This window comes from Lachnospira hominis (ex Liu et al. 2021) (genome assembly GCF_014287955.1).
Lineage (GTDB): Bacteria > Bacillota > Clostridia > Lachnospirales > Lachnospiraceae > Lachnospira > Lachnospira hominis.
Genome location: NZ_JACOPD010000003.1, coordinates 47,337 through 60,181, shown reverse-complemented (window position 1 = coordinate 60,181; position 12,845 = coordinate 47,337). Strand labels below are relative to the sequence as shown.

Sequence of the window (12,845 nt, the reverse complement as noted above, 5' to 3'; positions counted from 1 at the left end):
AAATTATGCCTCTTTTTTCTTTATAACGGTAACTGCCCCGATACCTGCCGCTGACAGTCCAAGAAGCACAAACAGCCATATCTTTGCCCTGTCACCTGTTTCAATCGAACCAATAAGCTTATCAGAATTTGTATTTTCCTGATTATCTGAATCGCTGCCGCCCGTATTGACACTTTCATTTTTCTTTGCTGTCGTAAATTCATATACACCGCTCTTTTCAATATCCGACGCTGTATTGGTTACAACCGCATACCACGCATAATCTGTATTTTCTTTAAGATTTGTCAATTCAAGTACAGCCTTTCCTGTTGCACCGTTTGTTTCTGCATTTACACTTCCAAGCTTCTCATTTGTATACACGTAAGCTGAAAAGCTCTTTTCAAGAATTGTCTGCTCTTTCGTATTAAAATTAACGTCGAGAACCATCTGGTCAACGCCCGTTGCTGATGCACCTTCTACATTTAATGTGTGAAGTTCTGTATCATAATAGTTAAAATCGTCCATGCAAGGAGAATATGAATTCATATAAATCTTGTTATTATCAAGGTCAAAATACAGGAACTTAATATATTCGTTACCGCCTTCAAATCCTGACTGATAATCGGTACAAATCTGATATACTGTTCTGTCATTCCTGCCGTCGCCGTCATCATCAAACATTACAGTCTCATATGATGAGCCGTGATAATGGCCGTTTAATACCGCAAATACATTAGGATTCTTTTCAACAACATATTTCTGTACAAGCTGTCCATAATAATCAAGATAAGTTCCGCCGCTCTGCTTTACATTTGTGTATGTATGGAAGCAAAGGATTGCCTTTCTGTCACTGTACTGTGAAAGGACCTGATTCATCCAGTCAATTTCGTCCTGATAAATATTCCAGCTCATGTATACAATTATAAAATCCTGTCCGCCCTCATTTATCAAATCATAATGGCCTTTATTGTTCTGATATGTTCCACCATATGTAGGCTGTGTCTTAAATCTGTTTTCTCCGAAATATTTGTAATAATTTTCATAATCTGCAAGACCTGCCGCAACATCGTGATTTCCGCCAAGAACACCGTAAGGCATACCTGCTTTGTCAAGAATTCCCATTGCTTCGTCTGCATTTTCCCACTCATAGGTCATATCGACATCATCTACAATATCGCCTGTATGAATAACATACTTAATTTTACGCTTGTCAGCATTATTTACAATCCAGTTATTAATATTAGTAAAATGATGCTGCCATTCCTCCGCATAATACTGTGTATCCGTTTCCCACGCGAAACAGAAATCGTAATCGTCCGGAACATTTGTACCATCCCAGTCTGCATTATTATTTACTTTTTTATCAGTAACTGTATCAAGTTCCGGAAGTGATGAATCAGCAGTACACTGGACAATAATCGTCGCATTTCCGTCTTTTACATGATTTGCAGCTGTAAATCCGGCTTCTTTTATTGTTCCGTTTTCATCTGCTTTTGCGATTTCATCCCATTCATTTGTAGCTGTATTTAACACATACATTGTACTTGCATGCGTATCGTTACTGTTTGAAGCTTCACCGTCCCAGTTTGCGGCAATAATTTCATCATCTTTTACATCAGGTACATTTACCGTGTACTGTATATACGGAAGAATACCTTCTGATGTATCTGTTTTTATACTGTCGGCTTTTATCCTTTCAGCCCTGTAAAATGTTGCCGTTGTATCTGACTTGACATTTTCAAGGTTAAGATAAAGAGAAGCACTGTTATCCGTAATATCCGATGTTAAACCGTCCTTAATTGTTACCTTTGCACTGTCTGCCATAAATACCGCTGTCTTTGTTGTCTCATTTCCTGCAGCATCTTTTGCAAATGCTGTAATTGTATGCTGTCCGTCGCCCAAAGCAAAAGAGGTTGTTTCATATGTATCATTAATCTGCTCGCCGTCAAGAGTCACAACGAATTCTTCCAGTGTATTTGCTTCTGTAACTTTAGGACTGAGTGTAATATTTCCACCCAAAATGTCACCATCTTTTACACCAAGCTCAATCTCAGGAGCTTTGTTATCCACAATAAAAGTAACTTCTTTTGTATTTATGCCGTCAGTTACCTTTAAAGTATGTTCACCTTCTGAAAGCTTTGTTGTATCCACCTGTGTACCAACTGCAGTAACTTCTGTAGCCGGAACTGTAAAACTCACATCCATATATGGACACATACCAGCTGAATCACCAATATAATGAACTGTTTCATAATCTGTGCTAAGATTTGTCTTTGCACTTGTAGCTGCATCATCCGGTCCGATTGACACCGGATAGTAAACGTTTCCATTAATAAGTTTTAATGCAAGATTTTTAACTGTAAAATCTTCTCTGTTCGCATCCGGCATAAGATATTCGTCACCTGTCGTGCCATATGTACCAGCCCAGAAACGGAGTGTCACATCATAAGCTGCCTTTTCTTCGTTATATTTAAAATATCTGTTATCAATATGTAGTGCCTGACCATCAAGTATTTGGTACTGCCACTTTCCTATTGAAGCAATTGTTTCGTTATCTGTTGTTGTAACAGCATTTCTGAAATAGCTGTCCCTGCCGTCAGCATGGAATGTAAAATACGCTCCGTCTTCAAGCATTGGCGTTGTTGTGCGTTCAATATCATCAATATATATTTTTGATGATAAATTATTGCCTCCGTCATTAGCTGTCATTGTTACGATTCCACTGACTTCCTCTTTATCACCTATATTTGTTCTGATTCCGTCAGTTTCATTTAATTTGTTAATTTCCACCTTGTAAATATTACTTAATGTGCTGCGGTATCTGTTATCCGCACTCACGTAAAATTCAACATAATCATGTGAAAATAATTCATCCGCTGGAATCAATACTTCATAAAGATTAGGAACTCTCCTGTTTACTTCTGTTGTTTTATTCCAGCTTCCTGTTCCGTCAAATCTGTAATATGTACTGATACCTGTTCTTGCAAGATTTCCTGTCTGCTCAAAATGGAAATCAACTCTTAACTCATCACCCTGCATAATAGATTTTGGAACAGTATCATTAAGCTGTAAAGTCAATGCTGAACCATCATCTTTTGCATATGTATACTGTTCTGTGCTTGCATTTCCCATTGAAGTTGCTGCATTTGCTGTTTTAAGAAGCATTTCAGGTCCTTCTGGATTTACCATAAGTTCAGCCGATTTGTTATCCTTGCAGTCAGAATTACCAACATAGCAGTAATTTGACACAAGTTTTCTTGTTCCGTCAGAATTTTTCTTATAAATCTCAACTGCACGGTTTGTATTGTTCATACCATTCTGACCCGTAACAAGATAAACCGGAACATCTTCACTTATTTTATAAGCATCACGGAATTCTTTCTCTGTAGGAAAACTTGTATAATTTTTCAGAAAATTAATTCTGTAAAACCATATTACCGCTGTTTTTCCTGCCGGAATAACGCAGTTATCAGATGAACCTATACCCGACTCTGTATTTTCATCATAACGGCTTACATCAAGAATTTTTCTGCTGCCCTCTTTAACTTCATATCCAAACTGATATTCGTTATTCAAATCAACATCATGGTCTGTTGTATTGACAACTTCGACACATTCCATCAAATCATCACTGATTCCATATACACTGCTTCTGTTTATATCATTCGGTCTTACTTCCGTAATAAACACACCGTTGGCAATCTGTGAATCAGGAACTTTAGCCTTTACAAGACCATTAAGTTGTCCTGAGTATACATATCCCGGTGAAGGCTCACACATATCGCGGTATACTTCCATTTCATTTCCAATATCGGGAATTGAAAGCTCAACCGAAAATCCGTCCATTGTATTAACCTTATCCGTAGCCGTAAATGTTGAAACCACATTATTGCCAGCTTTTGTTTTTAATGAAAATGTTGATGTAACGCCCCAGTTCACACCACTTGTAACTTTAAGAACAACTGCATCGTCAGGAATTCTCATCTCTTCCCTGAATTCTGCTTCTGTAGGAATCGTAGTTGTGACATCACTTCTATAATTCCACAGTACAACCTTCTCTTCCGGCTGTATTACAACATCAGCATTATCATCCATTGTTGTAACTTTTTGAACTGTATCGTTATATACAAACTCATATGTATCGTTAAAATTAACAGGATTTTCATATGTACTTGTAATCTCGACAAATTCCATCAAATCGGTTGTACTTTTATATAACCTGATACTTTCGTAACCACTTTTTTCTCTTGAATTATTCTTCACACTCCGGTCTACGTCATTCTGATAAATCTCCGTAAGCCAAAGTCCCTCTTTGTTAAAACTCTCATTTACCGAAACATCTGCACCGCCTGTCTCGCTCGCAATAAGCGGTGAAATATTACCTAAGATACTGCCTGCTATCATAACAGCAGCCACAGTTCCCGCTACAATCCGTTTTTTTCTCCTTTTCATGACGTTCTCCTTATTAGTATAATTGCTCAAACATTTGAAAACGTCATAATTATAGTAATGTCATGTAAAATCCAATATCACAATTTGAAGAAATTTATGTAAAACTTTGTAAAATTTTTCAAAATATAATAATAGATTATCACTGCTTATTTTCTTCTTTTAATTCTTTCTCCTTAAACTCCCACTCTCTTAATGTATAATCCCAGTTCCTGTATGCCCACCTTTTTATACACAGATAATATTTATCATCTGAATTTTTATATATAAGTATAAAATTCTTTGGCACAACATCCCTATCTTCATCTGTTTCAAAATCCTCACTAAACAGCTTAGTTCCTGTTACATAATATCCTATAACATCAGAATCTTTATCAATCATTGTCTTTTTATCATGTTTCCATATATCTTCTTGTATTATTCTATTGCCGGATTTCTTATAATTATAAAATACCGTAAGGTTATATACTCTTGTGGTCTTTTCTAATTGCTCTCTTTCTTCATCACCGCCATTTTTGCTATTTTCAACCGCTGTTAAATATCTTTGTCTGTCACTATTCAACTGATTTACCATATTGGCAGCCTCTTTTTTGCTTATTTCAAATTTAGCCGTATATACATTAGCATATTTGTTATATTTTATATTAATTTTTTTACGTTCAAATATTATTTTTTTAACGGACTTTGGCATTGTAAAATCTTTTTCATATGGCATAACTGTATTCTTTAAAATTACACGCGGTGATTGTGCGTAACATAATAATCCCGCAATCAAAACAACATACGCCGCTATCACTAATGTTAATTTCTTCTTCATTCAGTCTCCCACCTTCAACAATAAATTATAATTTTACCAATCTTGTGGCTTACACCAATCTCCTCGTACATATCTGCATATACGAAAATAATATTTGTTATTTGTATCTTTATAGACAATCATATTACAAGCTGGTGCTTGACCCTCAATAGCATTTCCATCTTGAAACACAGAACGTGTTGGTCTTTTTTTATCTTCATAGCCACAATTTGTATCCCAACGTTGTGGCTTAGTATAATAGTATCCTAATACTTCAATATTTTCACCCAAATTCCATGCAGCACTTGTGGTTATACTTTTCGTTTCATCAGAATAAACATATTTACTGACATTTGTTGTATTCTTTTTTATTTCCAATTCTTTATATGACAATCCCTCTTCAGATTGTTTCATAGAATTTTCAAATCTTTCCAAAGCATCGTCTAACTGTTTAACGATTTTCTCTGCCTGGTCTTTACTCACTTCAAATTTACCATTATATAACCCTAAATCATACAACTGCTTAAATTCTACTGTTTTACAAAATATGGGTATTGTGAAATCTTTTTCATACCACATTGCTGTATTTTTTATAACTGTTCTTGGACAATATATATACGTTAATATTCCTGCTACCAGCAGCATATACGCCGCTATTGCTAATGTTAATTTCTTCTTCATTCGGTCTCCCACCTTCAACAATAATTTATAATTTTACCAATTCTGTGGTTTACACCAGTCTCTTAGTACATATCTGCATATGCAGAAATAATATTTGTTATTTATGTCTTTATAGACAATCATACTACAATATGGCATTGCATCATCAATCCTATTACCATCATAAAATAAAGACCTTGGCGGATGACTTCCATCATCACAATTTACTTCCCAAATTTGCGGAAATGTATAATAAAATCCTATCACTTCGATATTTTCTTCCAAATTCCACACATCACTGATTACACTATCTTTTTCGGTTATTAAGTTTGTTCGGTTTCTCACATCTGTTGTATTTTCCTTTATTTCAATTTCTTTATATGTTAATTTTGAATATGACTGCTTTTTAGACATTTCATATCTTTCCACAGCATCATCTAACTGTTTAATGATTTTCTCTGCCTGGTCTTTACTCACTTCAAATTTACCGTTATATAACCCTAAATCATACAACTGCTTAAATTCTACTGTTTTACAAAATATAGGTATTGTGAAATCTTTTTCATACCACATTGCTGTATTTTTTATAACTGTTCTTGGACAATATATATACGTTAATATTCCTGCTACCAGCAGCACATACGCCGCTATCGCTAATGTTAATTTCTTCTTCATTTGTTCTCCCCTTTCTTATACATTCAACATCTTTATCAACTGATATATTCTATACATATTATCAATTTGTGGCGGTGCCATGTATTCATATCTTATAACCTCTTCATTCCAGTTATATATATACTGATACCAACCTCGTCCGTCAGCATAATATGTCGTATAAAATTTTTGATTTTCCACATAATATATCTTTACTTTTACATTAGAATCATCAGGTTTAACTTTATAATTATGAACTTCTTTATCCCCTGCAAGCACTTTGCCTGACACTTTCCTTGCAAATGAAGATGCAACATTCTCTCCTACATAATCAATATTTCCTGCACTACACTGTAATAATATTAACCGCTGAACTGGTTTTCTTTCTAAGTCATTAATGTCATCCAATGTCATTCTAAGTGAATATCCTTTCCCTACGCCATTTGATATTTCTGTTTCAGTTCCATGCATATTCATAATAACAGCATATATGCAGCAATCCTCTTCTTCATATACTCCGTCATTTTCTTCTTTGTATATTCCAATAGAATCCCATGCAGAAATAAAATCATTTACATTATTTGTTTCTATCTCAACAACTGCATATATTTTATTATCCTGATGATATTCGTTATTTTCATTATTGCGTATCGCACCTAAATCATTAATATCTTCTGTAATCTGTTCTTTTCTGTCTTCTATGTAAAAATAATAAGCAATATTTTTATACTCATGTCCTATTATATGTGCACACTCCGAATACCAGTCATTACATACACTGCATACCGTTCTGTTACTCGTTTCACATACTGTATCGCCATAAATCTGTCCAGTCCAATGTCCGCATGCACTTGGATCATTATAATTATTTCCACACAAATTACATATCGTTATTGTATTCGATTCACATACCGTACCACCATAACTATTACCTTTCCAATGAGAACAAGCACCTCCTGCATCATAATAATTATTTCCGCAGATATTGCATATTGTTATTGTACTACATTCTATCTGATTATATATTTCCCCCTCCCAATGACTGCACGCACCATTTGGGTCATAATAATTATTTCCACAAATATTACATATTGTCATTTTATCTAATTCACAGTATCCTTCATCATACCACGCACCTTCACTATGAGGACAATCTCCGCCCCAATAATTATCACCACAAATACTGCATACTAATATTTCATATGGCAAACACTCTGTTCCTCCATAATAATTACCTTTCCAATGAGAGCATGCACCTCCTGCATCATAATAATTATTTCCACAGATATTGCACTTTTCCCATGGATTACACTCTACACCTCCATATTCAACTCCTTCTTCATGCTCACAATATCTCATATCCTCACCACAAATATTGCAATATTTCATTTCCTCCGGAGTACATTCATTTCCTTCATACGTTATTCCCTTTGTATGGGAACACATCTTACTATTGTAATCATGACCGCAGATATTACATATTTCTATTTTATATAATACGCATTCCACCTCTAACTCCCCTGCATATACTTTCTCTGGTGCTTTTATAAAACATAAAATTGCCAAAAGTACAATAACTAAAATCTTACCCAACACATTATTTTGCTTCATAATCCTCCTTTGCATGCACATATAGCCCCAATACACTTTACAGTTTTTGCTCTAATTGGCAGTCATAATAGCAAAAAAACAGCCATGCATGTACCATTTGTGCATAAATAACATATTTTTGTATTTATACGGGTACAAGTATAGCTGTTTTTTATTTTTCTGTCTACAATTTTTATATTAATTGTTAAATATTTTTTCTGAGAGTTCAATTACAATTTTCTCATCTTTGCTGCACGAAGAAGATGCTTTGCAAGAACTGAAGTTGTTACTGAACCAACACCACCAGGTACTGGTGTTATAACCGATGTCTTTTCTGCCACGCTGTCAAAATCGACATCACCGCACAGATTTCCGCTTTCGTCCACATTGATTCCGACATCTATTACAACCGCATCATCAGCGACATAATCAGGCTTTATCATTTTTGCAGAACCCGCCGCCGCAACAAGCACTTCTGCATTACGGCATGTTCCTGCCATATCTTTTGTCTTAGTGTGGCATACAGTAACAGTCGCATTTTTTTTCATAAGCATCATTGCAACAGGTTTTCCGATTACAAGGCTTCTTCCGACTACCGTAACTCTCTTTCCTGTCAGGTCAATCCCGGCATAATCAAGCATTTCAATTACAGCTTCCGCCGTACACGGTGCAAAACCGTTTACATCGCCTGCGTATACTTTTGCAAGATTAATCGGAGAAATTCCGTCAAGGTCTTTTACCGGGTTGATTCTTTCTTCTATTGCTTTTTCATTGATGTGCTTAGGAAGCGGTCTCAAAAGAAGGATTCCATCTATATTATCATCATTATTAATCTTATCAAATTCTTTCTGGAATTCCTCATCTGTTATATCCTGAGGAAATACATATGATGTGCAGTCAAATCCGACCTTATCCATCTTTTTTGTCGCACCGCGTTCATACGAACAATCGTCGGGACGCTCTCCCACACGGATAATCGCAAGATGCGGCTTGATACCAGCCTCCTGTGATTCTTTTATAAGTTCTTCATTAATAGCCTGTGCAACAGGCAGACCCTTTAAAATTTCCATTTTCATACTCCCTTGTACTTTTATGCTCAACCTATGCCAAAAAATCCCGTACATTTATGCCAATATTATTGTTATTTACCTTACCTTGTCCATTACAGTCTCATAAATGCTGTCCGCAAGCTCATTTCCCTGTACCAGCATTTCATCAGCACGCATATTCATATCATCTGCAACAACCATATTTTTCATAAGCTTTGTATTAATAAATACGTTAAGAGACGCACCGTTTAAAGCAGCTTTTGCCATCTGTATGCCTACACCGACATCACTTATTGCAAGTGTACTTCCTATAACAGAAAGTCTTTCAAGAATTTTCATTGATTCAAGAATTTTCTCCATTAATTCAAGAGGTGTTTCGCTTGCTGCCACAAGACACTTTTCAAGGACTTCTTCTCTGTGTGTTTTCTCTTCTTCTGTATCTTTTGGAAGTCCGTATGCTTTTGACAATGGTTCAAATGCAACTGCATCTTTTTGCATATAATCCGCAAGTTCATCTGTGAGCTTCCCTGCTTTTTCGATTATCTGCTCAATTTCTTCCTGATACTCGGCATATTTTTTCTTGCCTGTTGTAAGATTGGCAACCATTGAGCCAAGCGACATGCCAACTGCTGCCACATATGCACTCGCACCTCCGCCGCCGGGAACAGGTGCCGAACTTGATAATGTTTTTAAAAATGTATCCATACTCTGCTGTGTCATAATAATACGCCAATCCTTTCTTTATTTACATCTACTCATCAATCTCTCCCGTGCAGATTGTCACTGCCGGACCTTCAAGATATACTGTGTTATTTTCTCTGTCCCAGTTAATTTTCAAATCACCGCCGAGAAGGTGAAGTGTCGCTTCGTCATCGCACATTCCATTCAAAACGGTTGCTACAAGACTTGCACATGCTCCCGTGCCGCATGCAAGTGTCTCGCCTGAGCCACGCTCCCATACACGCATGTTAAGATTCTTTCTGTCAACTACCTGAATAAATTCAGTATTTACCTGCTCTGGAAATGCTTCATGTTTTTCAAAACCCGGTCCGATTTTTTCAAGTTCAAACTTCTTTATATCTATATCGTTGTCAAGATAAACTATCGCATGCGGATTCCCCATTGAAACACATGTCACATTGTATGACTTTCCATCAACTACAAGAGGCTGATTAATAACTGCAGTCTCTCCGTCTGCCGGCTTCAAAACAGCTGTATTTACAGGTACCTTTTCTGCCTCAAGAATAGGTGCTCCCATATCAACTTTTACAGATTCAACCTTTCCGTCATCCCCAAGCTTTAATTCAAGAGTCTTTACACCTGACAGTGTATCAACTTTTACTGTAGTTTTATCGGTAAGCTTATTGTCATATACATATTTTCCGACGCAGCGTATTCCGTTACCGCACATCTTTCCCTGCGAACCGTCCGCATTGTACATTTCCATGAAAAAATCAGCCTTGTCTGATGATTTTATAAGAATCATTCCGTCAGAACCGATTCCGAAATGTCTTTCACTTACCTTAATTGCCGTCTTTGACGGATTTTTTAACAACTTCTTGGTGCAGTCAACATAAATGTAATCGTTTCCCGCTCCCTGCATCTTTGTAAACTTCATAAATTTTTAGCCTCCTTGTTTTGCGAAGCAAAATGCGACTGCCCTTGCAGGAGCAGAGGATTTAGCCACCATCATATATGCTTATCACCATCTGTGCAGATTCTACCATAGTATTTCCGCTGTCCATGCTGCACTTCTGTATGTATCTGAATGCTTCCGGCTCTGACATGTTATTTCGTTCCATCAATATCGCCTTTGCATCATCTATTATTTTTTGTTCCTGCGGGCTTCTCCTTCTTGGCTGGCTGCGAAGCTTTCTTCTTCTCCTGACCTGTGCCTGAAGCATCATCTCTATTGTGGAACATAAATCATTTACTTTTATAGGCATTGCAGCACAGACAATATCATTATCCTGACAATCTCCCCAGAGGTTTCTCGATGCCACAAGAAGCATCTCAAAACTTTTTGGCTTATATTCGTTTAATTCCGTGTAAATCATGTTGTCCGACAGCTTATAACCACAGATAATAATTCCATCTGAAAGATTATCTGCCTGATTGATAACCTGTGCCCCCGTTATACACGGAATTGCAACTTCATATCCTTTTCGTACCAGAAGATTGCGGACTGCTTTCGCCTCCTCAATCTTTGGAAATGCCACAATTAAAGTTGACATTAATTACACTTCCTCCAAATTAGAATTTCGCAAGATATTCGTCAATTTCCCACTGGGAAACTCTTGTACGGTAATCTTCCCATTCTTTTAACTTGGCTTCGGTATATTTTTCTACTATATGATCACCTAAAACATCACATACAAACTTATCATTTTTCATACACTGGACTGCTTCATAAAGATTTTCAGGAAGTGTCGCAATACCGGATGCTGCTCTCTCTTCATCTGTCATCTCAAATATATTGCAGTCAACACTTGCAGGAACCTTTAACTTTCTCTTAATTCCGTCAAGCCCTGCTGCAAGGCAGAGTGCAAGCACAAGATATGGATTAGCCGATGGATCAGGATTTCTAAGTTCAACCCTTGTTCCATTTCCTCTTGATGCCGGAATTCTTATAAGCGGACTTCTGTTTGTTGCAGACCATGCAATGTATACAGGAGCTTCATATCCCGGAACAAGTCTCTTGTAAGAGTTTACAAGTGGATTAGTTACTGCTGCCATTCCCTTTGCATGCTCTAAAATACCGGCAATAAAGTGGTACGCATCTTCTGAAAGTCCCAATTTATCTGAATCGTCAGCAAAAATATTCTTTCCGGCCATTGTGGCAAGAGACATATTAACATGCATACCGGAACCATTAATTCCATACTTCGGCTTTGGCATGAATGTGGCATAAAGACCGTGGCGTTTTGCTATAGTCTTTACTGTAAGCTTAAATGTCATTATATTATCTGCTGTGATTAAAGCTTCATCATATTTAAAATCAATCTCATGCTGTGCAGGTGCTACTTCATGATGTGATGCTTCAATCTCAAATCCCATATCTTCAAGTGTAAGAACCATATCACGTCTTACATTTTCACCTAAGTCTGTAGGACCTAAATCAAAATATCCCGCTCTTTCATGTGAAAGTGTCGTCGGCTGTCCATTATCATCAGTATGGAAAAGGAAAAATTCACATTCCGGTCCAACCTCAAATAGATAGCCCATATCAGCAGCTTCTTTTATGACTTTTTTCAAAACATTTCTTGAATCACCCATAAATGGTTTTCCGTCGGGTGTGTATACATCGCATATAAGTCTTGCAACTTTTCCCTGCTGCGGTCTCCATGGAAATATCTCGAATGTATCATAATCTGGGTAAAGATACATATCTGATTCTTCTATTCGTACAAAGCCTTCTACAGATGAACCATCAAACATGCATTTGTTATCAAGAGCCTTTGCTAACTGGCTTGATGTAATTGCAACATTTTTTAATACACCGAATATGTCAGTAAACTGAAGACGGATAAATTCAACATCGTCTTCCTCTACCATTCTAAAAATATCTTCTTTAGAGTATCTTCCCATAATCTGCCTCATTTCTTCCGCAAAATGTGCGGCGTGATATATTTTTATATAATTTAATCTTTTATATAATACAACATTTT

General features: G+C 36.5%; 10 protein-coding genes. All 10 read right to left on the bottom strand.

What is annotated here, in order from left to right; translation table 11 throughout:
* Nucleotides 1-3 precede the first annotated feature (3 nt).
* The 10 genes from H8S01_RS04880 to glnA all read right to left on the bottom strand — a co-directional run bounded on the left by H8S01_RS04880 (nt 4) and on the right by glnA (nt 12,765).
* Nucleotides 4-4,431, bottom strand: a complete 4,428-nt coding sequence (locus H8S01_RS04880) for a metallophosphoesterase (RefSeq protein WP_186836391.1) — start codon at nt 4,429-4,431, stop codon at nt 4-6.
* 139 nt (nt 4,432-4,570) lie between these two features.
* Nucleotides 4,571-5,245 carry a hypothetical protein gene (locus tag H8S01_RS04875; protein ID WP_186836390.1) on the bottom strand — a complete coding sequence of 225 codons (675 nt, stop codon included), beginning with the start codon at nt 5,243-5,245 and terminating at the stop codon, nt 4,571-4,573.
* A gap of 33 nt (nt 5,246-5,278) precedes the next feature.
* A complete protein-coding gene (locus tag H8S01_RS04870) occupies nt 5,279-5,905 on the bottom strand; it encodes a hypothetical protein (protein ID WP_186836389.1) in 627 nt (208 codons plus the stop codon).
* 33 nt (nt 5,906-5,938) lie between these two features.
* Nucleotides 5,939-6,559 (bottom strand): hypothetical protein, encoded by a 621-nt coding sequence (locus H8S01_RS04865; protein ID WP_186836388.1) that lies wholly within the window; start codon nt 6,557-6,559, stop codon nt 5,939-5,941.
* Between the two features lie 15 nt (nt 6,560-6,574).
* A complete protein-coding gene (locus H8S01_RS04860; RefSeq protein WP_186836387.1) occupies nt 6,575-8,149 on the bottom strand; it encodes a hypothetical protein in 1,575 nt (524 codons plus the stop codon).
* Between the two features lie 209 nt (nt 8,150-8,358).
* On the bottom strand, nt 8,359-9,198 hold the full coding sequence (locus H8S01_RS04855) for a bifunctional 5,10-methylenetetrahydrofolate dehydrogenase/5,10-methenyltetrahydrofolate cyclohydrolase (RefSeq protein WP_186836386.1): 840 nt from the start codon (nt 9,196-9,198) through the stop codon (nt 8,359-8,361).
* Nucleotides 9,199-9,273: 75 nt separating this feature from the next.
* Nucleotides 9,274-9,897, bottom strand: a complete 624-nt coding sequence (locus H8S01_RS04850; RefSeq protein WP_186836385.1) for a cyclodeaminase/cyclohydrolase family protein — start codon at nt 9,895-9,897, stop codon at nt 9,274-9,276.
* A gap of 31 nt (nt 9,898-9,928) precedes the next feature.
* Entirely contained in the window at nt 9,929-10,795 is an 867-nt protein-coding gene (gene dapF, locus H8S01_RS04845; protein ID WP_186836384.1) for a diaminopimelate epimerase, read from the bottom strand.
* A 61-nt stretch (nt 10,796-10,856) separates the two neighbouring features.
* Nucleotides 10,857-11,411 carry an ANTAR domain-containing response regulator gene (locus tag H8S01_RS04840; RefSeq protein WP_186836383.1) on the bottom strand — a complete coding sequence of 185 codons (555 nt, stop codon included), beginning with the start codon at nt 11,409-11,411 and terminating at the stop codon, nt 10,857-10,859.
* 19 nt (nt 11,412-11,430) lie between these two features.
* The gene (glnA, locus tag H8S01_RS04835) at nt 11,431-12,765 is read right to left on the bottom strand and encodes a type I glutamate--ammonia ligase (RefSeq protein ID WP_021867083.1); all 1,335 of its coding nucleotides are present in this window, start codon (nt 12,763-12,765) and stop codon (nt 11,431-11,433) included.
* Nucleotides 12,766-12,845 lie beyond the last annotated feature (80 nt).

Excerpts from the sequence above, each read along its gene's own strand:
- H8S01_RS04880 (WP_186836391.1), bottom strand. The coding sequence starts at position 4,431 with ATGAAAAGGAGAAAAAAACGGATTGTAGCGGGAACTGTGGCTGCTGTT.
- H8S01_RS04875 (WP_186836390.1), bottom strand. The coding sequence starts at position 5,245 with ATGAAGAAGAAATTAACATTAGTGATAGCGGCGTATGTTGTTTTGATT.
- H8S01_RS04870 (WP_186836389.1), bottom strand. The coding sequence starts at position 5,905 with ATGAAGAAGAAATTAACATTAGCAATAGCGGCGTATATGCTGCTGGTA.
- H8S01_RS04865 (WP_186836388.1), bottom strand. The coding sequence starts at position 6,559 with ATGAAGAAGAAATTAACATTAGCGATAGCGGCGTATGTGCTGCTGGTA.
- H8S01_RS04860 (WP_186836387.1), bottom strand. The coding sequence starts at position 8,149 with ATGAAGCAAAATAATGTGTTGGGTAAGATTTTAGTTATTGTACTTTTG.
- H8S01_RS04855 (WP_186836386.1), bottom strand. The coding sequence starts at position 9,198 with ATGGAAATTTTAAAGGGTCTGCCTGTTGCACAGGCTATTAATGAAGAA.
- H8S01_RS04850 (WP_186836385.1), bottom strand. The coding sequence starts at position 9,897 with ATGACACAGCAGAGTATGGATACATTTTTAAAAACATTATCAAGTTCG.
- dapF (WP_186836384.1), bottom strand. The coding sequence starts at position 10,795 with ATGAAGTTTACAAAGATGCAGGGAGCGGGAAACGATTACATTTATGTT.
- H8S01_RS04840 (WP_186836383.1), bottom strand. The coding sequence starts at position 11,411 with ATGTCAACTTTAATTGTGGCATTTCCAAAGATTGAGGAGGCGAAAGCA.
- glnA (WP_021867083.1), bottom strand. The coding sequence starts at position 12,765 with ATGGGAAGATACTCTAAAGAAGATATTTTTAGAATGGTAGAGGAAGAC.